The sequence below is a fragment of the Streptomyces celluloflavus genome (assembly GCA_000720995.1).
Classification (GTDB): domain Bacteria; phylum Actinomycetota; class Actinomycetes; order Streptomycetales; family Streptomycetaceae; genus Streptomyces; species Streptomyces celluloflavus.
The window spans coordinates 14,156-34,862 of record JOEL01000060.1 but is presented as its reverse complement, the minus strand read 5'-3'; the positions used below and the strand labels follow the sequence as shown (position 1 = coordinate 34,862).

Here is a 20,707-nt window from a genome sequence, read left to right as displayed (position 1 = left end):
GCTCTCCAGTGATCACGTCCGTTTAACAGCGGTGGGCCGTCCAGCGTGAATGTCTTCATGACAGCGGCGGCAGATCACCAAGGTTTTTCGCCGTCGCATGGCCATGAGGTGAACCCACGCGGGTTTCTCCCGCCGCCCTGGCCGGTTGAGATCAGCGAGCTTCCGGACGTGGTGCACTTCCAACTGCGTCCGGGATTCACAGATTTCACAGCATTCCGCGAGGAGCCGGTGGATCAACTCGTTGCGTTTGCTGCTGGCCATGACGGGCTTGAGATCGGTGAGGGTCGCTGTACGCTGTCGTTTGAGCGGGATCCCGCCGAAGCGGGCGACCAGCGGCTTCCTCCCTCGATCACGTTCAACCGTGACCTGGAAACATGTGCGCGGCCCGTCTGGCGTCTCGATCAGTCTCTTGTACTTTCGAGCCGTCTTCGTGACCGTGCTGCGGTGTTTCCCGGCCAGGGTCTTCAGCATCGAAGTCTCCATGACCCATCGGAGCCTGCCCAGGCGAAAGACGTCCTGGGCCAGGAGGTAGTACTGAACGACACCTTGAAACTCGGACTGGTACTTCGCGACGATGGTGAAGTCATCGTCACGCATAACCGAGCCTCTCAGCGCCGGTTTTCCCTTGCTCATGTAGAGCGCACATCGCTGCCTGATCGCCTGCCTGGGTACGAACAGCCCAATGGAACCATTGACTGCCCGGCGATTCCGGGTGATCTTGTCATTGGCGTACTGGGACTTGATGTCGTAGCCGAGGAAGTGCGCCGCCTGGCTGGTGGCGTGTGTAATCAACGTCTTGGGTTCGGAGAGTTCCAGCTTGAGTTCCTCTCGCAGGAACCTCCGGATCTTCGACTTGATCTCCTCTGCCTCGTGCCTGGGCCCGGCGAACCCCAGCAGCCAGTCGTCGGCATAGCGGACATACCGAAGCCGCCGGTAGTCCGGATCGTTGGGGTCTTGGCTCGGCAGGGCTCGGCGGCGAGGCTCAAGCTCCCGCACCGATTTCCGACAACCGCGCCGTCTCGCCCCTTGGATCCAGTGCTCCAGCCGTCGGTACGCCCGGTTCGGCTGTCGACGCCGGCCGTGGTTGTATTCGGGCAGCAACGACTGTTCAACGAACTGGTCGAGCCGGTCAAGGTAGATGTTCGACAGGATCGGACTGGCCACGCCACCCTGCGGAGCACCGCTGAGTGTCGCATTCCAGCGCCAGTCCTCCAGATACCCAGCCTTGAGCATGTGCCCGATCAGCCGGAGGAAACGGCCGTCGTGGACTTTCTCCGACAGGATCGACAGCATGACGCCATGGTCAAGGCTGCCGAAGCAGTCGGAGATATCGCCCTCGACGAACCAATGGGTTCCCGTCCAGTACCGTTCCACCTCGCTCAGCGCGGTGTGACAGCCCCGGCCGGGACGGAAGCCATGGGAATGGTCGGAGAACTGGACGTCGTAGTACGCCTCAAGGAGCAGGCGAACCACTTCGGCCACGAGCTTGTCCGACCAAGTCGGCAATCCTAGCGGGCGCTTCTTGGCTGACCCTTTCTTCTCGATATAGACACGCCGTGCCGGAGACCACCGATAACGCTCATTGCGCAGCGATTCGATGATCTTCTGGATCTTCTCCAGGGACATGCCGTCCACGGTTTCCCCTGTGGCCCCGGGAGTCATCGCACCCTTGTTGGCGTAGATGCGCCCGTAAGCCAGCAGGAACAACTCCGTGCTGAATAACTGCCGGTACAGCCTTTCAACCGGCAGACCTCTCTCACCGCGCTTGCGGAGGACGCTCAGCACCGTTTCAGCGCTCTGCATTGCGCATGCTTCCCTTCGCCGAACATCTCGATCACCTGGTGCCCTTCGCCCTGTGGTCCCGGCTTTCCCGGCCTCCTTGGCAGGTCGTTACTCCTGCGACTACTACGACACCTCCGTCGCCATAGGGCTCGCGCCCCGTAGGCGATCCCGTGGTACGTCTCCGTTGTACGTATCGAGCACGACGTAGGCCGCCCACTCATCTCCTTAACCACCCTCGTTGGGCGGCGTTTCGCGTCATGGAGGTTGCCTCGGCTTCACGGTTCACGGCCGGGCATGACGCGACGTCGGTTTCAGACGTCATTCCGACGGGTGCGCACTTTCACCACCGGAGATTGGGCTTCAAGCAATCCAGCCTTGGCCTTATCGTGCGGGTCTTGCGGCACCCCGCCCTGGACGCCTCCAGACGGCCGCCGCTTCCCTGGCATGCTCTTGTCCCCTCGCGCTTTCGCGTCCAGGTAAGTCAGGTGACCCAGAAACATTCCTCCAAGTTCCTCCCGATTGAGTCGGGGATACAACGAAGCGCCTCACGGCGCACGCCGTGCTTGCGTAGCTTCATGATGGGGACCACCCCCGCACCCGCGGGGACCACCGAACCCCTCCCCGGCCCCGGGTGTTGCTGTTGGGACCACCCCCGCACCCGCGGGGACCACACGATCAGCAGGGCAATGGCGCCCATCCCCACGGGACCACCCCCGCACCCGCGGGGACCACTACACCGTGCTGCCTGATGGGTCCTGGGTCACGGGACCACCCCCGCACCCGCGGGGACCACCCTGGTGCCCACCGGTGGGTGTCCTACTGGGCGGGACCACCCCCGTACCCGCGGGGACCACTGAATCGTCTGAACTCGCCCCGGCCACCATCGCGGGACCACCCCCGCACCCGCGGGGACCACCACGCGGCGGCCGCGATCGCGGCTGCCGGGATGGGACCACCCCCGCACCCGCGGGGACCACAAACCGGAACCGCGGGATCTGGTCTGAGTTCAGGGACCACCCCCGCACCCGCGGGGACCACCGAGGTCCTCGAAGCCGGTGGGGACGCCGGTGGGGACCACCCCCGCACCCGCGGGGACCACGTCTCCGGGTGGAGATCGGCGGCCTCGACTTCGGGACCACCCCCGCACCCGCGGGGACCACTCCGGCCGCGGAGCGCGCTCGCGCGGGGCAGTGGGACCACCCCCGCACCCGCGGGGACCACGTGGTGGTGGGGCGCGCCATGGCCATGGCCATGGGACCACCCCCGCACCCGCGGGGACCACATGGTCTTCTTGGGGCCGTCCTGGTCGGCCTTGGGACCACCCCCGCACCCGCGGGGACCACCCGAGAGCAGCAGTCAGTGCGCCACCCGCAGCCGGGACCACCCCCGCACCCGCGGGGACCACCCCTCCACCAGGAGCGCGATCTCGGCGGTGGCGGGACCACCCCCGCACCCGCGGGGACCACAACCGGATCCACGGGTGTGTGTCGCGCTCGGGGGGACCACCCCCGCACCCGCGGGGACCACGTCGAGTCGGCCGGCCCCGGCGAGGGCCGCCAGGGACCACCCCCGCACCCGCGGGGACCACTCGGTGTCGCAGTCGATGACGGCGAGCGGGCCGGGACCACCCCCGCACCCGCGGGGACCACCCAGATCACCCCGGGCGCGGGGGAGGCCCTCGGGGACCACCCCCGCACCCGCGGGGACCACGGCGAGCGCGCCGGGTCCTCGATATACGGGTCGGGACCACCCCCGCACCCGCGGGGACCACCCGAGCGCCGTGCCGCCAATTGGCGGCGAACCGGGACCACCCCCGCACCCGCGGGGACCACCCTCGGTCAGACAAGCACGCCGAGCCCGGCGAGGGACCACCCCCGCACCCGCGGGGACCACGTCGCTCAAGCCCGCCGGTCGGGATCCTGGGCGGGACCACCCCCGCACCCGCGGGGACCACGGACGGCATTGAGCACCTGGCCGAGGCTGTGCGGGACCACCCCCGCACCCGCGGGGACCACCCGATGTTCCACATGACCTCACCCGAGTAACCGGGACCACCCCCGCACCCGCGGGGACCACATCAGGGACCCGGAGCTGACGCCGGGACGCCTGGGACCACCCCCGCACCCGCGGGGACCACTCACGGTCTACGCCACGTATTCTTCGCTTCGGGGGACCACCCCCGCACCCGCGGGGACCACGCCTGCGCGTCGCACTGCGCGGCCCTGGACTCGGGACCACCCCCGCACCCGCGGGGACCACCCTCCCGATCAGCCTGGGACCACCCCCGCACCCGCGGGGACCACTCACATCGTCAATTCGAGCTGCTGCACAGCCTGGGACCACCCCCGCACCCGCGGGGACCACTCGCTCTGGAAGATTCCCGCACTGCCGCCTTGGGACCACCCCCGCACCCGCGGGGACCACGACGACATCGGCGGGCTGTTCAGCTGCGACGCGGGACCACCCCCGCACCCGCGGGGACCACACCAGCCCGCAGCCGGGTGAACGCCCCGCGTGGGGACCACCCCCGCACCCGCGGGGACCACGTGGCTTTATCGACGACTCGCCGACAGCACTTGGGACCACCCCCGCACCCGCGGGGACCACTCGTAGCAGCGGACGCTGCACGCGGTGCCCAGGGGACCACCCCCGCACCCGCGGGGACCACGCCGAGACCTTCGGCACTCAGCCGGACGCCAAGGGACCACCCCCGCACCCGCGGGGACCACGCCTGGCGGCCCTCGGCGGTGCGCAGCGCCGGGGGACCACCCCCGCACCCGCGGGGACCACCGCGGCGCCTGCAAGCTGCTGTTCGCCGCTCAGGGACCACCCCCGCACCCGCGGGGACCACACCGACTGTCAGCCGCCGCCCCTCCGCCTCCGGGGACCACCCCCGCACCCGCGGGGACCACAAGCCCTGACCTGGCCTTTCAACCAGCAACGCGGCCGTTTTTACTCACTTCCGCAGATTCCGACATACCCCCCACCTCCTCACCTCGCGGACAACGAGGAAAGCGCGCCCCCCACAACCCTCCCCCAGCCCGACACCTAGCCCTCCTACCGCCCCCCATACTTCCGCCTCTTGGACGCCTTGCTCCAGCCCTGGCGTGGAACATCCGGCGTCGGCCCATCCGATGCCCGTGGCGCCGGGCGTTGAGTCTTCGGGGACGGGCGGTGGATCAATGTCAGGCCCTCGTGGTCGGTGGGGTGCCATGAGTGGTCGTGGGTTTCGAATGTGTAGCCCTGTTCGTTGTTGGTCTGGTAGGCGAGCAGGGCGCGGCCCTGGCCCGCGTATTGGCGGACTTCCTTCCACAGGGACTCGCGGATGCGGGTGGAGGGGGCGCCGAGGAAGACGCCCGGGGAGATCTCCAGGAGCCAGCGGGTGAGCAGACCGCGCAGGGCGACCGGGCAGTTGGTGAGGACGATGACGGTCACCAGATGATCTCGTCGCCGTAGTTGCGGCCACCCTCGACGTGTCGGTCGCCGTCGGACTGAAGGGTCATGCGGTCCTGGGACGGGTCGGCCGTGTCGCGCGTCCCGTCGTAGGAGAGCAGGTCCTTGATGTCCCGGACGCAGCGGTCGAGCAGGCCGGTCTCGTTGATGCGGTCCCGGAGCATGCGGCGGGTACGCGCCGCGACGTCCTCCACGCCCTCCGCCGCCGCGTCGAACGCTGCCGGGATGGCGATCTCGGTCTTGTACAGGTCGGCCACGTCGAGGACGAACGACCGCTCGTGGCCGGAGTGGACGAAGCCCAGACCGGGGGAACAGCCGAGGGCCGCGACAACGGCGTGGGCGATTCCGTACATGCACTGTGCCGCCGCGGTGACGCCCTGGTTCGGTGCGTCGCCGGCCGAGAAGTCGTCGCGGTGGTACTCGCGGCGGCGCCAGGGAACTCCGGTGCGGGCCGACTCGTGCCGGTAGCAGTCCTTCAGACGCCGGCCCTCCATGAGGAGGAGGTCCTGCCGAGTACGGCCGGCGGGGTCCTCGTCCGGGAAGCGCAGGCGGTACATGGCGCGGGCCACCTCCAGCCGGGTGCGCCGGTTCGCCCACGCGGTGGCCTGGGCCTCGACCAGGCCCGACGAGCGGGTCAGCGCCCGGCCACCCGCGTAGTAGCGCACCCCGTGCTCGCCGACCCACGCCACACCCGCGCCGGAGTCACCGAGGACGGCCATCGCCTGGTGGGTGATACGAGTCCCAGGGCCGAGCAGGAGTGTGCCGATGGTGGCGGACGGGATGTGCGTGACTCCGTCCGCGTCCTCCGCCGTGATCGCGTGGGAGTCGCGATGGACGGTGCACCGCTCCAGATAGACGAAGGAGAGACGGTCGCCGATCCGGGCGAGGTCACGGGGCGAGGAGGCACCCCGACGGTTGACGGTGCTCATCGGTCACCGCACCGGGGCGAGCGTCATCAGACCGCAGCCGTACGCCTTGGCCTTGCCCAGGCCGTGGGTGAGCGTGCGGCGGAAGGTGTCGGGGTCCGTGATGCGGAGCCGGCCGTCGAAGGTGACCTTGGTGAAGCGGACGTCCTCGCGACCGGACTTCGACGGGGGCCTGCGGAACTGCAAGGGGCGCTGGTCGCGGACGATCAGTTCATGCTCGTCGCCCCGTTCCAGGAGCCGGCGTTCCACCGGTTTCCGTACCACCTCGAATCCCGCGCGCTGCTGCCGCTCCAGCAGCCACCGCGCCTGGTGGTACGGGGTCTGGTGGGCGGCCCGCTTGGTGCGCGCGCCCTCCTTGTCGTCCGGGTGGCGGATGTGGTGCAGGGGGTTCGCCGTGAGCCGGAATCCCCAGGTGTCTCCCTTGGCGAGTGCGGTGAGGAACGTGCCGTAGGCGAACGTCGTCCAGCCGGGGCCGTCCGCGGCCGGCCAGCCTGCCTGCTCGACCAGATGGGTCAGGTCGGGGCGGGCCGGACCGGCGATGAACAGCAGGGTCTCGGCGGGTGAGTTGCGGTCGACTCGCCACAGTACCCGGGGGCCCGATCCGTCCCGGGGCGGGGGCGTGGAGAAGGACATGTTCACCGCGCCGTGCACGAGGTGGGGGGAGCCGAGCAGCCGCCGGGCCTCGGATCGCGCGGTGTTGACGCGGAAGCGGGTCAGGTACATCAGGTGGTCCTCGGTGCGGCGGGCAGCAGCACGGTGGTCGGATCGTGGAATGGTGGCGGGGACGAGGGTGCGGGTGGTGATGACGGGGGCGGTGTTGTCTGCGTTCCGCGGATGCCGCGCAGTCCGTACTGGCGATGGCGCGGGTCGAAACTGAGCGGGAGGTCGCGCAGTGTGGTGTCCGGGGTTTCGTCGGCGGGGCAGTCGAGCAGCAGCTCCAGCTGCGGCGGGCCCTGGTGTGAACCATGGCCATTGCGCCAGGAGTTGGTGTATCGCTTCCGGTGCCGCGCGGATGCCTCCCATGCCGCTTCCCGCAAGGCGGCTTCGAGGGTGGTGTTCAGCGGCTCCGATATCGTCACCGGCTGCGCGGGGGGACAGGAGCGGCGTCCGAGATAGGGCAGGAAGACCGGCTCCAACAGAGCTTCGTACAGCGTGTGGAGAAGGCTGGGATCACCCGCCACGCCCGCCACGAAGACCGCGTCCGCGAGATAGAAGCGTTCCGACAACGGCATGGCCTTGCCCGAGTCGGCGTGGTGCGCGGTCTGGAAATCGCGGAGCCGGACACCGGGCTGATCGATCCGTACGCCGAACTCCAGAGCCGCCAGGTCGGAGAGGTCCGCGTCCCGGGCACGGCCCTGGGCCGCGGCTAGCAGTCCGAGGACGCCGCTCTTCGTGGGCGCGTTCTCGGTGGTGCGGCGGGTGAAGCGGGCCGCGGACCCCCACGCCTGGAGGGGCCCCGCGAGCCGCAGCAGCAGCACGCTCATGCCTCGGGCTCCAGCCGGGCGGCCACGGCGTCCCCCACGGCCGCCACCAGGCCGGGCAGCGTCACCTCGGTGCCGAGGGCGGCGAGCGCCTCGGTCTCCTCGCCGACCCGCAGCACCCAGCTCTGCCCGCCGGCGGTGAGCCCGTACTTGCTCTCCAGATCGGGTACGTGCTTCGCGAGCTGTTCGCAGCTCTGCCGCAGGAAGCCGCCCGCCTCGCCTGCCGCTACCGGCTCCTCGAACGCGGCGACGAAGCTGATCGGACGCCGGGAACGGAGCTTGACGACCACCGCGGCGGGCAGTGTGTGGTTGCCGAAGGTGTTGATCTTTCCGGTGGGCAGCGAGGTGATGAAACCTTCGAGGAAGGCGGCCACGGCACGCCGGGTGGGTTCGGCGGACGACCGGTCCTCGCGCAGGCCGGCGCCGAGGTTCTCCTGGAGCCGGTCGACGTCGACCGCGGCGTAGCGGTAGAGGGTCGCCGAGTTGAAATCAACGGAGCCGATCATGCCGGCGCCCATTTCGGCGTCGGTGTTCCTGTCGTCGACGGCGGTGAAGTAGTCCGACTCCACTTCCACCGGGTGAACGCTCAGTGCGTGCGCCACCTGGGCGGCCGCATCCACATTGAGGTCGGTCGAGTCGGCGACCATACGGCCGAAAAGGGCGATGTCCACCGAGTGCCCGGTGTCGGCCAACTGCCGGGCGCGCGCCTTGTTCTCCTTTACCTTGAGGAACTCCTTGAGTGAATTGAGGTCTCCGTCCTCTGCGCCCTCGACCGCCAGTCCGGCGAGAGCGTTGATCTGGCGCCCGCTCAGGAACATCAAATACGCGGATTCAGGAGCGGTTTCGCTCTCCCCGCCTTCCTTTTCCTTGTCCTTGGTCTTGCGCTTGGGGACCTCGATCTTGGAGCCGGTCGCCGCGCGCATGGTCTCCGCGGCGAGCTCCCACGCCGCGGTCTTGGACAGCGACGGGTCGAGGGCGGTAATGCGCTCGGCCAGTACCTCGGCGACCTTCTTCGTCCGGACACCCAGCTCGGATGTGTCGAGCAGGTCGACGAACGCCCGGCGCGTGGCGCGTTTCCACGCCTGACTGGAGACGCGGGCCCGCCGCACACCGCCGTAGACGGCCGATTTGGGAGTTCCGGTGTCGTCCCGGTTGAGGTTGCTCGGCGGAACGGTCTGGAGGATATGGATATCGAGAATGGTCCTGGTCACGAACGCTCAGTTCCTTTTCGCGGTCAGTGCGGGAGATAAAGAATTCATGGTCGGTGGGGGAGTTCACTCCCCGGGGCCGTAGTCGTCGTCTTCCCCGTCAGGGTCCAAGGACGGGTCGATGACGTCGTTTCGGCCTTCCTTGCCAGGTGACGCGCTTTTGCCGGTGCGCGGCGCGAGATGGAATTCCCGGCCCCACTCCCGCCGTACGGCGGCGCGTTCCGTCCGCGATTGCCAGCGGTAGAGCTGGTCGGCCAGTCGCCCGTAGTCGAGCGGCACCTGCGCGCCCCGGAGCAGCAGGACGATTTCCCGTAGCCGTACGGCAATCGATTCGATCGATTCGGCGGTACCGACACGGACGAGCCGTTTGCGGAGCGGGTCGTTCAGTTCGTCGTCAGGGCCGGCCCCGCTCTTCTCCTGCATGAGGGTGCGGACCGCGCGTCCCAAGGTCCACTTGGGGCGGTGCATATCGCCGTCCCGGACGGACTGCTGGTGGAGGGCCCAGAGCGTCACGGCCAGATATACCGCCTCTTCGGCATGCTCACGGCGTACGGGGGTCCGGCCGTCCGCGAGGATGTCGGCCAGCTCCTCCAGCCCGCCGAGCCCCCAGTGGTCCTGGACCGTGTGTGCGGTCCGTCCGGCACCGCGCCGCAGCCTGGCGAGGTTCGACACGGCGGCGGGGTTGTCCTGGCGGTACTGGTGCTGGAGCCGCAGGATGCAGCGGGCGGTGGCCTGTCCGGCCGGAGCGAGGGAACGGCGGGGGGCGGACGGGGCGGAACCGGCCGGCCGCGCGGGTTCGGGCCGTTGAGCGGTGCTGGTCATACGGGAGGCTCCGGGGGGTTCTCGTCGGGGTGGGTGTCCGGGGGCTCTGCGGACGGCGGGTCCGGGGGCGAGTCCGGTGAGACGGCCTCCTGTCCCGGGGAACGCCCCGAAGGCTGTTCCGGAGAAGGCCCCTGCGGCTGCTCCCGAGGGCGTGGTTCCGCTGTTGGCAGCACCTTGTTCAGGCGGCTCCGGAACCACAGGTCGGCGCGGGAGTCATCGACCCACCGTCTGCCGATTCCGGGTACCTCGGTGATCCGCCCCTCCGCGGCGGCCGGTCCCGCGGTGTCGAGCAGCTGCCGGCCGAGACCGCGGATGACGCGGTGCGCGGTGGTCCGCCATTCGGCCCGAGCCGCATCCGGGTCGGCATGCTCTCCCAGTGCCCGCAGCCACTGCCGGTACGGACCGTCGAGTGCCCCGAACCCCAGGTCCCGGGCGGCCGCAGTGGCCGGGGATGGCTCCGAGCCGGTGGCGCGCGCCAGATTGCCCGCGAGATGTCCCAGCGCGGTCACCCCCTGTTCGGCGTCCGCGACCGCGGCGACCGCCGTCGCGCCGTAGACCGGGTGCTCCTCGTGGAGCAGTACGACAGGCAGTGTGACCCCGTCGTCGACCACCTCGTCCACCACGGACTGCTGGGTCCCGTACACCGCCCCGATGAGGCGGGTACGGATGAGCGAGTCCTCGGGGAGCACCCCCTCGGTGGTGAGCAGGGCGAGCCACTTCACCACGCCCGGCGGCAGGCTCTGCGCGGTCCCCCGCCCGGTATCGCCGGTGTCCGACTGCTGGGCGAAGAGCAGGCTCGCCAGGCCCCGCCAGGCGGCGCGGGCGGGATCATGCTGCTGCGGCAGGTAGACCAAGGGACGTCCCTGCTTCTTCTCCTGCGCCGGGCTGCGCCGCCAGCCCGTCATGGGCTCCGACATCCAGCGGTCGTGCGGGGCGAGCGGATCTCCGTAGCCGAGGACGACCCCGGTGACGGTGTCGTCCTCGGTGTGCAGCAGCAGGCGCCGGGACTGCCAGGTGTAGAGGTCACGCGGGCCGGTGGGACGGCGGATGGACGGGTCCGCCGGAGACGGTCCGGGACCGGGCGGATCGCGGCGCCAGGCCGGCAGATCCTGCTTCCGGTCCGTCGTCAGGATGTCCTCGTCCGTCGCGATCAGGTTCAGCAGCAGCGTGTCGCGCAGGGTGCGGCCCTCCGCGAGGACGCCGCCGAGATTGCCGGCCCAGCCGACGCCCTGCGGGTAGACCTTGCCGCCCTTGGCCCGATCGTCGCCCGTCATCCCGGACTTGATGCCGGACGGGTCGAAGGCGTGTGCGTGCACCAGCCACCGGGCCGCTTCGGCGAGACCTAGCCGGTCCACGCTGGGCCGGCGCATGGCGAAGAACGGTTCGCCGTTCGGCACGTCGGCGACGATGCGGTTCAGCGAGGCGACCTCGTTCTTCGCCGTATGCAACCCCGCCACCTGGAAGAACGGCCGCTCCGCGGCGAGTAGGTCGAACCTTTCGCGGTGCCGGTCGAGGTAGCCCGGTACGGCCGCGAAGGGGTCCGCCGACTCCCACAGTTCCTCCCAGTCCGCCAGCTCCACGGGCCCCTCCACCGCGTCGTGGAGGATCGCCAGCAGCAACCTGAACAGCGCGAATTCTTGCGTGGGCAGATCACCCACCAGGCGCCGCAGCTCGTCCGCCCGCGCGAAGACCTCCAGCAGCGACAGCTCCACCGTCGTCCCGTCCAGGCGCTGCGCCGGCAGCCAGGGCCGGGAGATCAGGTCGAACGAGGGGGACGGTAAGGGCGGCGGCGGGGGATTCAGCACCTTTGCCTCCTGTTCGCCGACAGGTGTCACCACGAGTCCGTCGGCACGGCTGTATCGGAGGTCGAAGCCTGACAGACGGGTCTGACAATCCTCGTCGAGAACCAGCAGCAACTCGCCTGCCAGCCAAGGACATTCCTTCACCTGCCAGGCCGGAACCAGGAATCTTTCCAGCTCTGCGATGGTCCGGTCGATCGCCCACGGCTTGGAGAACTGCCAGGGCAGGGTCAGCGCGCTCGCGGCGACGGCCTCGGCGGCCCGGCGCGTCGGCGGGGCATGCTCCGGCAGCGCCAGACCGCCCCGCCCGCCGTCCAGCCAGCCGACGGTGGTCAGCCCGCCGTCCTGCTGCCGTTGGACGACCAGGACCTCCAGGCTCTCGTCGCTGTCCCGTACCTGGGCCCGGCCGGTGCGGCTGTCGTCCACGTCTCCGGCGTTCGCGTCCAGCCAGCCGAATACCGGCCGCCCCGCCCGGCGTACGGGGCCGAGCCGGAACACCTCGGCGCGCTCCCGTTTCCCGGCGAGCCGGGTCAGATACGCGTGACGGCTGTCGGCCAGGTCGGTGGCCCAGTGCTCGGGGCCGACCGGCCCGTCCCCGTAGGCGCTCTGGACCAGTGGGCTGATGTGGTCCGGCAGTACGAGCGGCGCACCGTCCAGGTGCGGGCCGAGGACGGCGAGCGCCCGCAGCAGGGTGTGCGGCCCCTGGTAGACGCCGAGTGAGCCGGGTACGGGCCGGGGCGGGTCGGCCTGCCAGTCCACGCCGGTCACGAGGCAGCGGGCCTGCGCCAGCCGGACCGGGCGCGGGCGCGGATGGCGGTGCAGCCGTCCCATGCGCTGGAGGACGAGGTCCACCGGAGCCAGATCGGTGACCAGCAGATCGAAGTCGATGTCCAGCGACTGTTCGACCACCTGGCTGGCCACGACGATGTGCGGGCCGGCGGGGCGCTCGCCGCCGGGGCCGAAACGCGTCCGCAGTTCGGTGTCCTTGCGGGCCCGGTCGGCCGCCAGGAACCGGGAGTGCGCCACGGTCACCGCGTCCGCGCCGAAGTGGTCCCGCAGCCGCTCGGCCGCCTCCAGCACCCGGTCGACGGTATTGCGCACCACCAACGCGCAGCCCCCGTCGCGCAGTTCGTCGTCCAGCCGACGCACCAGGGAGGCCAGTTCGTCGTCCAGCCGCTCCAGCGCGACCTCGGTACGGCGTCCCGAGGCGGCCGGCGGCCGCGCCGCCAGAACCGGGGCGCCGGGTGCCACGGCGGTGATCAGCGGATAGGCGTCGTCGGGTACGTCCAGCGCATCACCGTCGTCCCCGCTCCTGGCGTGCCCGGCGTCGGCCTCCCCGGCGTACGCCGCGGCCAGCTCCCGCCGCCGGCCCGCGGGCAGGGTCGCGGAGAGCAGCACCACGGGCACCCGGTAGGCGGCCAGCCACTCCAGTACCCGGTCCAGATACGCGTTCATATAGGCGTCGTAGGCGTGGACTTCGTCGATGATGACGACCTTGCCCGCGACGGCGAGGTGCCGCAGCGCCAGATGCCGGCTCTTGAGTCCCGCGAAGAGCACCTGGTCGATGGTGCCCACGGCGAACGAGGCGAGCAGCGCCTTCTTCCGTCCCCGCAGCCACTGGTGCGCGTGCAGCCCGGCGGGACTGGAGCGCTGGGCCCGTCCGGGGGGCGGGACCGCGTCCGGGCTGTCCGGTTCGACCGCGGCGATCGTCCGGTGGCCGGCTCGCATCAGCCCTGCCCAGACCTCGTTGAGCGCGGACTTGGCGTGGGCCAGGACGACGGACCGGGGACCGTCCGAGGGCAGGTGCGCCAGCCAGTTCAGCAGGCGGGGGAACATGGCGTCTCCCGTGGCCCGGGTCGGCAGCGCCACCAGGCAGCCGCCGGCCCCGGTCCGGGCCGCCAGGATCTCCGCCGCCGCGAAGGCCGCCTCCGTCTTGCCCTCGCCCATGGGCGCTTCGATGATCAGCAGCCCGCCGGCGGGCAGCTGCCGCGCCATCCGTACGGCTGCCTCCTGCACCGGCCTGATCACCGCACCGTCCGGCAGATCGAACCGGGCCGTGAACAACTCGGCGGCGGTACCGGCTGGTTCGCCCGGCACCCAGGGCCCCGGCAGGTCGAGCCCTGCCCAGGCGGCCGCGAGACGCCGTGCCTCTCCGGACCCGTCCGGCTGTGACCACGAGGACGGGTCGTACGGAAACAACTCGGCCGAACTGGCTATCCAGTCGGAGACGATCACCACAGCGGTCAGCACCACCTGCACCGGTTGCGGCAGGCGCACGGACCGCCAGTGCGGGAACCGGTCCGCCACCCCGGCGGCCCGCGCGCAGGCATCCAGTAACTCGTACTGCACCGCACGCCAGTTGCTCTCGCTCGCCCCCGGGGTGCGGAGCAAGCGGGGATGCAGGCGGAGGTCATGGATCTGCTGGTGGTCCGGGGGCGTCCCGTGGTGCCCGCCGGCCACGACGGCGAACTGCCCGGAGGCCCTGCCGCTCCACCCGAATTGCTCGGCGAGCCACTCCTGGAGCAGCAGTTGACCGGCCAGTCCGTGCGGTGCCATGCGCCGATCGGTGCCGAACTGCTTCTGATACGGCATATCCAGGCCCGCTGCACGCATACGGTCCGAGAGGCCGTCCACCTGGCAGGCGAAGGCGGGCGAGCACTTACCTATGTCATGTACACACGCAAGGTAGACCGCGACCCGGCGCGCGTCGTCCGCCCCGCCCGGCAGCACCTCGGCGACGAGCGCCTTGACGTTGCCGGGAACCCACTCGTCCCACAATTTCCCCGCGACCGCAGCGCTGTCCGCCATGTGTCTCCACAATGGCAGCCATTCATCGGTCCGCCGCTCGTACTTGCCCCAGGCCAGGCGTGCGGCGACGGACAGGTGATCGAAGGGCGCCCCGGGCGCGGGGCGATCCTGATTCATAGGCGTATTGGACATGGTTGGGCCCCCGCCGGTGATCGGTGTTCCGAAAAAGAGCATTGTTCGAAAGAAGATGGCTGCAAGTGATCACATCTGCCCCGGGGTCAGGCGAGCGCTTCACTCGGCGCTCACCCCCACACCCCCTCGCGCGGTCGGCAGCCACCCCGACGGTGACTGCCGACCGGCGTCGTACCTGTGCCCGTATCCGTGCCCGCAGTGGTTCAGGTGTTACGAGTGTGTCGGCCGCAATGGGGCTGTGCTGCTCAGCTGCGGCACTTCCTCGCCCCGGGGACGACCAGTACCACCACCACGATCACTGCGATACCCCAGACCCACGGTGCGAGGGGTGAGGGCGTGAAGGGCCCTGCCGCGACCAGGGCCATGAGCAGCTGAAGGACGTCGGCGGAACGCCCGCCGTCCTGATCGTCGTGGGCGATGTTGCCTAACAAGATCTCTCCTTGGGTGCTGAGCACTGTGAGGATGCGGCCGGCGCCTTGCCCTCGCCGTGACGGATCGGCTGCCTTCGGGCGTGGTCGATCCGGCGCGAGGCTGCGATCCGCCCGTGCCGCTGCGTACTCATCAGACGGTAGGGGGTGGAGCGTTGGTCTGTCCTGGCTTTGGCTGAAGATCTTGGCGTCCCTGTTCGCTTAGCGATCTTCAAGTGCCTGGGTTCTTCGAAGTTCAGCAGTGGTCTCCCTAGTTGCGAAGGTTGAAGCCCTCAGGGAGAGAAGCCTCGTCGGCGGGGAGAAGCCCCGCAGGCGCGGGGATGACGTGTACCAGTGCTGGTGCACCACTGCCCGCCCTAAGGACCATCCCCGCATGCGCAGGGAGCAGGTTCGCTACCAACGTAAGTGAGCACGACGCCGGAGACCAGTCCGCTTGCGGTGCGAGGAGCGACCCCGCCGGGCGCACACAACGCCGCGCCCCCCGCAGCCGGCCCCCCCGCAAAGCTCAAAGCAGCGACCGCTCCGGCATCGGCTGTTCCACGCCGTTCAGCTCCAGGGTGGAGCGGGGGCCGGACGGGATGAGGTGTGGTTCGCGTACGCGGACCCGGAAGGGGCGGGCGGGTTCGTCGGGTAGTTCGCCGGTCAGGAGGGTCACGCCGGGGCCGTGTTCCTTCTGGTAGGCGACGACTTTGCCGTTGACCAGGAGCTCTATCTCTCCGTCGCTGCCGGGTCCGATGTTCACGGTGACCGAGTGGTCACCCAGGTCCAGGTGGAAGTGGTGGCTCCGGCCCGTGGCCATGACGCACCTCCCGTAGTGCTGTCCGTAGTGCCGTCCGTAGTGCCGTCTGTACGTTCAGCCCCCGATACGTCCAGCGTAGATACGTCCGGTCCGGATGGGGTGGGTTCCCGGGCGCGTGCGCAGGTGCCCAGGTGCGTACCCGGGCGTCTACCGACTCGCGTGGCGAGGTGCCGGAGCGGAGATCACCGACGTCGACGTGGCAGCGCGAAAAGCGGCGGGAAGCTGTGGAAAACGCCGGGATGCGGCGGAAAAGCGCTGGCCCGCCGGGCGCGGCACGGTTCCCAATGACGTCGGCCTACCGCCTGCGGCCGCGCGAGTGACAATTGTGGTGAGTGCCGTGCTGCCCGGTCCACGGAGTGCAGGTCGCGAGGTCCTGCTCGGAGGGGCCGGGCGCCGAGCGGGCGGGAGACGACGATGAACGGCTCGGTCCGTGTCGGACGTGTTGTCGGGGTGCCCCTGCGGATGCACTGGAGTGTGCCGCTGCTGGTGGTGCTGTTCGCGTACGGGCTCGGCCGGGAGACCCTGCCCCTGTGGACTCCGGGGCGCTCGGACGCCGTATACGCCCTCGCCGGTGTCGTGGGGGCCGTGCTGCTCATGGGCAGCCTGCTGCTCCACGAGACGGCGCACGCCGCGACCGCCCGCTGGAAGAAGATCGACGTCGAGGACGTGACGCTGTGGGCGCTGGGCGGGATGACGCGGATGGGGCGGCCGCAGACCGCCGCGGCGGCGTTCCTGGTGGCGGTCAGCGGGCCGCTCACCAGCCTGGTCATCGGGGGTGCCGCGGTCGGTGCGGCGATCGGGCTGCACGCGCTGTCCGGCTGGTCGGTGCCCGCCGTCGTCCTGGTGTGGCTCGGCTGGGCGAACCTGTTCCTGGGCGTGTTCAACCTGCTGCCCGCCGTACCGCTGGACGGGGGACGGGTGGTGCAGGCGTTGCTGTGGTGGCGCACCGGAGACCGGGAACGTGCGGATCTGGCGGCTTCCCGGAGCGGCCAGGTCATGGGCGTGCTGCTGGTGGCCGTCGGCTGGATATCGGTCCTGCGGGGTGCGGCGAGCGGGCTGTGGCTCGTCTTCGTCGGCCTGTTCATCATGCTCGCCGCCGCGTCGGAACGGCGGCGTACGACGCTCGACACCGCGCTGCGAGGGGTGCGGGTGGCCGATGCGATGTCGAGCCCGGTGGCGACCGGGGCCGACTGGCTGACCGCCCAGCGGTTCATCGACGAGGTGGCCGTGAAGTCGCACCATTCCGCGCTGCCGCTGCTCGACTTCGAAGGCCGGCCCAGCGGAATCGTGCAGCTCCGCAGGCTCGCGGCGGTACCGGGAGCGCGCCGGGAGTCGCTGCGGGTGCGCGAGGTGGCGACTCCGCTGTCCCAGTGCGCGGTCGCCGCTCCGGACGAGCTGCTGAGCGCGGCACTCGACAAGATCCGCCTGAGTACGGGCATGCGCATCCTCGTCGTGGAGGCGGGGCAGCTGGTGGGGATCGTCACCGGGAAGGACATCTCCCGGCTGATGCAGCGGCACACGCTGAGACTCGGTGACGGGGGACGGGGACGGGGACATGGACAGGGAGGCGGCGGGCGCCGGGGCGACGGCGATCGGAGCGATAGCGATAGCGGTAGCGATCAGAGCGGCAGCGGCAGCGGCTGGGGTAGCGGCTGGGGCGACGGCGGGCGGGGCTGACCGGGCCGATCGCGTGGGGGCGGGTCCGGACGTACCGGACCGAGTACGCAGCCGTGCCCAGGCACGACGGCAACCGGGCGTCCGGGAGCCCGAGAGCCCGGGAGCCGCCGCCCGGCGAAGGCGCTCGCCGCCGCCCTGCGAGGGCGAGCCGCCGTTCGCGGCGCCACAATGGTGGTGCGGGACGCGACTGCTGTCGTGGAGAGGCGGGACACGTCGATGCCGTACATCACAGTGACTGCGCTGAGCCACACCGGGCTGATCCGCGATCACAACGAGGACAGCCTGGTGGCCGGTCCATGGACGTTGTGCGGCACCGTGACCGAGAATCCGCAGACGCTGGTGTTCCCCCTCGGCAGGCCGCTCGTCGTCGCGGTCGCCGACGGTATGGGCGGCCAGCCGGCCGGTGAGGTGGCCAGTGCGCTGGTCGTCCGGCAACTGGCCTCGTCCGGCCCCGCCCTCGACAGCGAGGAAGCCGTCCGTGACGCCCTGAAGGTCTGCAATCACGCGGTGTATGTGGCCGCCGACCGCGATCCGGCGCTGGTCACCATGGGCACCACGGTCGCGGGTGCCGTCGTACTACCGGAGTCACTGCTGGTGTTCAACGTCGGCGACAGCCGGGTGCTCGGTGCGTCGCCGGACGGGCTTCGGCAGGTGAGCCTGGACGACAGCCCGCCGCTGCCGCCGGGGCAGCGCACCACGCCGATCGTCACGCAGGCGCTCGGCGGGGCGCCCCAGTTCAGCGCCATCACGCCGCACGTCACGTCGTCACCGCTCGCCGTGGGTGATCGCTATCTGGTGTGTACGGACGGTCTGACGGACCCGGTCCCGGAGGAGGCGATCGACGACCTGCTGCGGGCCCACGACGGCGGCCGGGCCGCGTTCGAACTGTGGAAGTCCGCCATCGAGGCGGGCGGCCCGGACAACATCACGCTCGCGCTCATCCGCATCGGTGAGTAGGCGGACAGCGGCCGATGGAGCCGGACCGGCCGTACCGGAGACCGCCCGCCGCGCGGGAAGGCCACGCTGGATTTATCGTCAAGACATGGGTGTCTTCATAAAATTGGTGGAGAACCGGCCTCCTCAGGAATACGCGGATCCGAGCGCCGTGGATGTCACTTTCGACGACGTCACGAAGGGCGTCTCGCAGGTCACCTACGAGTACGACGTACTTCCCAGTGGCGCGCTGCGGATCCTGCGGGTGGCGAAGGGCGAAGCCCCTGTCGTCGACACGACCTACGCTCCAGGGCTCTGGTTCCGCGTCACGGGGCAGTGGAGCGGTACTTGGGAATAGGTGGTATTCGGGACGGGCGCAACGGGCGGGACGGACGGGGCGCCGACTACCGCACCCGCTCGGGGCGCGGAAAACGCGCACGCATCGCGTCGATGCAGGTGTCGCGCGAGGTCGGGCCGCCGAAGCGCAAGCGGTCGTAGGCCGTGAACGCGGGCTCCAGCGCGTCGAGTTCGTCGATGAGGGCGTGCAGCCGTACCGTCCACCGGGTGGTCCCGGCGGCGGGCTCGCCGGGCGCGGCGCCGATGGCCGCCGTGAGTTGCTCCTTGCGCTGAATGGTGGCCGGGGTCACGGAGCGCAGGCACACGTACTGCCCGCTCAGGTACGCCTGCCACTCCTCCTCGGCGGCGGCCGGATCGGTCCAGTGCGCGGTGAACCAGGCGTGCAGCCGCTCCGTCCCGCCCGCCTCGTCGGCGAGGGCGAACAGATCGGCCGGCACCATCTCGGCGCCGTCGGAGCGCAGATACCCGGGAAGCGGCAGGCGCCGCGCCAGCATGAGGCGTCGGACTTCAGTGGCGTCGCGGTCGGTGCACAGTTCCTCCAGGGGGGTGTACTGCGCGCTGACGTACGCGTCGTCGGCCGCCGTCATCGGGTGATCGCCGTTGACCTCTCGGAAGCGGTCGGCCAGTTGTTGTCTCAGTTGTCTCAGTTGTCTTAGGTCTGTCTGCGGCAGGGGGGTCCCCTCCGCCGTCGTCTCGTCCGTCGCCATCCTTGTCTCCGCCCTCTTCGCCGTTCTCTCCGTCAGCCTCTTGGCCGTCCTCCTGGCCATGACGCATACGGGCGCTTCCCGCGCCGTGTCCGGACGCTACCGACCTGATGGTTCGGTCCCCGCCGAACCGTGCGGCGGGTATGCGCGGATGATGCGGTGGCGGGGCCGGCCCCCGGTGCGGTCCGCTCCCCGTGGACCGGTTCTCATCCATGGCGTAAATCGAAAACGTGTGCGACTATCACGTTCGTGATCTCCGCGACTCAGGTGGTCGAGCGTTCCGGTGAGCGAGGCCCGATGCCCCTGCTCACGCTGGACGAGTTCTTCGAGGGCAATACGGACGAGGAGTCCCTCGCGCCCAACCAATGGGGATACGGGCGCCCGCCGCTGGCGGTGCTGGCCGCGCAGTTGCGCGCGATCGAACGGCGCGCGGACGTCCGATGGGTACGGGTCCAACTGCACCCGGAGACCATCGATATGGAGGTGCTCGCCGCCGAGGCCGTCGCGGTCTGCACCACGGCGGACGAAGCCACCTGCGCGGCGTGGACCGAGGGCTGGGCGGCCGGCGGTGTCCTGCCGGGCCTGGTGGACACCTTCCGGGATGTCCCCGAGGTGCCGGCCGAGGCGTCCGTATGGTCCGTGGTGTGGGACTGAAGGGGCCGGGGCCGCTCAGGCCCCCGTGGCGCCGTCGATGCGCTCCCTGAGGAGATCCGCGTGGCCGTTGTGGCGCGCGTACTCCTCGATCAGGTGGGCCAGGATCCAGCGCAGCGAAACCTCCCGGCTCCCGACCAGCGCGACCCACTGCTCCGGGAGGGCGCGGGAGTCGTCCAACGAGGCGGCGGCGATCGCCGCACGGCTCCGGGCGACTTCCGCGCGCCAGGCGGTCAGCACCTCGTCGGCGTCGCGGTCCGGGTCGAGCGCGAAACCGTCGTCCGTTTCGGGCGAGGGGCCGAGTGGCGCCTCCCGGCCCGCGAACACCCGCTGGAACCAGTTCCGTTCCACCACTGTCAGATGCTGGACGAGGCCCAGCAGCGTCATCGCCGACGGCGCCACCGAGGCCAGCCGCAGCTGACGGTCGTCGAGTCCCGCGCACTTCAGCGCCAGCGTGGCGCGGTGGAACTCCAACCAGCTCTCCAGCATGGCCCGTTCATCGGCGTGCGGGGGCGGGATCGGCCGCCCGTCCGGTGTCGTACCCATATGTGGCACCCTCGCACAGGCGTCGGCGCGGACAGAAGGGGAAGGTGCGGGGAATCGTCACGCGGGTCACGGCCCGGCGGGCCGCGCGCTGGGGCTAACCCCACTACCGGCTTGGTGGCTGCCGGATGGGCGTGGGCAGATCCCTCAACAACCCTTGTGGCATGTCCACTTATCCCAGTACGGCGCTTCTCCTCGTGCTCT

16 protein-coding genes and 2 CRISPR repeat arrays are annotated in these 20,707 nt (G+C 70.3%); of the genes, 4 read left to right on the top strand and 12 right to left on the bottom strand.

The window, feature by feature from the left end; translation table 11 throughout:
• Window positions 1–12: 12 nt before the first annotated feature.
• The 10 genes from IH09_RS32225 to IH09_RS32180 form a co-directional block, all read right to left on the bottom strand.
• The gene (locus IH09_RS32225; protein WP_052861087.1) at window positions 13–1,803 is read right to left on the bottom strand and encodes a reverse transcriptase/maturase family protein; all 1,791 of its coding nucleotides are present in this window, start codon (window positions 1,801–1,803) and stop codon (window positions 13–15) included.
• A gap of 560 nt (window positions 1,804–2,363) precedes the next feature.
• A CRISPR array of direct repeats spans window positions 2,364–3,980; the repeat unit is 29 nt; unit sequence GGGACCACCCCCGCACCCGCGGGGACCAC.
• A gap of 75 nt (window positions 3,981–4,055) precedes the next feature.
• Window positions 4,056–4,694: a CRISPR direct-repeat array (repeat unit 29 nt; unit sequence GGGACCACCCCCGCACCCGCGGGGACCAC).
• Window positions 4,695–4,839: 145 nt separating this feature from the next.
• On the bottom strand, window positions 4,840–5,217 hold the full coding sequence (gene cas2e, locus IH09_RS32220; protein ID WP_052861086.1) for a type I-E CRISPR-associated endoribonuclease Cas2e: 378 nt from the start codon (window positions 5,215–5,217) through the stop codon (window positions 4,840–4,842).
• The gene (gene cas1e / locus IH09_RS32215) at window positions 5,214–6,164 is read right to left on the bottom strand and encodes a type I-E CRISPR-associated endonuclease Cas1e (protein ID WP_052861085.1); all 951 of its coding nucleotides are present in this window, start codon (window positions 6,162–6,164) and stop codon (window positions 5,214–5,216) included. The genes cas2e and cas1e overlap by 4 nt, the downstream gene beginning before the upstream one ends.
• A 3-nt stretch (window positions 6,165–6,167) precedes the next feature.
• Window positions 6,168–6,884 carry a type I-E CRISPR-associated protein Cas6/Cse3/CasE gene (gene cas6e, locus IH09_RS32210; RefSeq protein ID WP_052861084.1) on the bottom strand — a complete coding sequence of 239 codons (717 nt, stop codon included), beginning with the start codon at window positions 6,882–6,884 and terminating at the stop codon, window positions 6,168–6,170.
• Complete coding sequence (gene cas5e, locus IH09_RS32205; RefSeq protein ID WP_052861083.1) at window positions 6,884–7,645, bottom strand: type I-E CRISPR-associated protein Cas5/CasD; 762 nt, start codon at window positions 7,643–7,645, stop codon at window positions 6,884–6,886. The genes cas6e and cas5e overlap by 1 nt, the downstream gene beginning before the upstream one ends.
• Window positions 7,642–8,853, bottom strand: a complete 1,212-nt coding sequence (gene cas7e / locus IH09_RS32200; RefSeq protein WP_052861082.1) for a type I-E CRISPR-associated protein Cas7/Cse4/CasC — start codon at window positions 8,851–8,853, stop codon at window positions 7,642–7,644. The genes cas5e and cas7e overlap by 4 nt, the downstream gene beginning before the upstream one ends.
• A gap of 63 nt (window positions 8,854–8,916) precedes the next feature.
• Window positions 8,917–9,672, bottom strand: coding sequence for a type I-E CRISPR-associated protein Cse2/CasB (gene casB, locus IH09_RS32195; RefSeq protein ID WP_052861081.1), 756 nt, complete (start codon window positions 9,670–9,672; stop codon window positions 8,917–8,919).
• On the bottom strand, window positions 9,669–14,396 hold the full coding sequence (casA, locus tag IH09_RS32190) for a type I-E CRISPR-associated protein Cse1/CasA (protein WP_240150706.1): 4,728 nt from the start codon (window positions 14,394–14,396) through the stop codon (window positions 9,669–9,671). The genes casB and casA overlap by 4 nt, the downstream gene beginning before the upstream one ends.
• Window positions 14,397–14,656: 260 nt before the next feature.
• On the bottom strand, window positions 14,657–14,842 hold the full coding sequence (locus tag IH09_RS32185; RefSeq protein ID WP_052861080.1) for a hypothetical protein: 186 nt from the start codon (window positions 14,840–14,842) through the stop codon (window positions 14,657–14,659).
• A gap of 502 nt (window positions 14,843–15,344) precedes the next feature.
• Window positions 15,345–15,638: a hypothetical protein gene (locus tag IH09_RS32180; RefSeq protein ID WP_052861079.1), complete on the bottom strand. Its 294-nt coding sequence runs from the start codon at window positions 15,636–15,638 to the stop codon at window positions 15,345–15,347.
• Between the two features lie 414 nt (window positions 15,639–16,052).
• Here IH09_RS32180 and IH09_RS32175 point away from each other — a divergent pair, with 414 nt between their 5' ends.
• The 3 genes from IH09_RS32175 (at window position 16,053) to IH09_RS32165 (ending at window position 18,606) form a co-directional block, all read left to right on the top strand.
• Window positions 16,053–17,315 carry a site-2 protease family protein gene (locus IH09_RS32175; RefSeq protein WP_110952727.1) on the top strand — a complete coding sequence of 421 codons (1,263 nt, stop codon included), beginning with the start codon at window positions 16,053–16,055 and terminating at the stop codon, window positions 17,313–17,315.
• Window positions 17,316–17,531: 216 nt separating this feature from the next.
• On the top strand, window positions 17,532–18,272 hold the full coding sequence (locus IH09_RS32170) for a PP2C family protein-serine/threonine phosphatase (protein WP_052861078.1): 741 nt from the start codon (window positions 17,532–17,534) through the stop codon (window positions 18,270–18,272).
• 148 nt (window positions 18,273–18,420) lie between these two features.
• Entirely contained in the window at window positions 18,421–18,606 is a 186-nt protein-coding gene (locus IH09_RS32165) for a hypothetical protein (protein WP_240150705.1), read from the top strand.
• A 46-nt stretch (window positions 18,607–18,652) separates the two neighbouring features.
• On the opposite strand, the gene IH09_RS32160 is transcribed toward IH09_RS32165, so the two are convergent.
• Window positions 18,653–19,312 carry a DUF6058 family natural product biosynthesis protein gene (locus tag IH09_RS32160; protein ID WP_240150704.1) on the bottom strand — a complete coding sequence of 220 codons (660 nt, stop codon included), beginning with the start codon at window positions 19,310–19,312 and terminating at the stop codon, window positions 18,653–18,655.
• Window positions 19,313–19,558: 246 nt separating this feature from the next.
• On the opposite strand from IH09_RS32160, the gene IH09_RS32155 reads away from it, so the two are divergent.
• Window positions 19,559–19,963 (top strand): hypothetical protein, encoded by a 405-nt coding sequence (locus IH09_RS32155; protein ID WP_143682174.1) that lies wholly within the window; start codon window positions 19,559–19,561, stop codon window positions 19,961–19,963.
• Between the two features lie 15 nt (window positions 19,964–19,978).
• Here the strand turns inward: IH09_RS32155 and IH09_RS32150 are convergent, their stop codons facing one another.
• On the bottom strand, window positions 19,979–20,506 hold the full coding sequence (locus IH09_RS32150; protein WP_094793469.1) for a DinB family protein: 528 nt from the start codon (window positions 20,504–20,506) through the stop codon (window positions 19,979–19,981).
• Window positions 20,507–20,707: the final 201 nt, after the last annotated feature.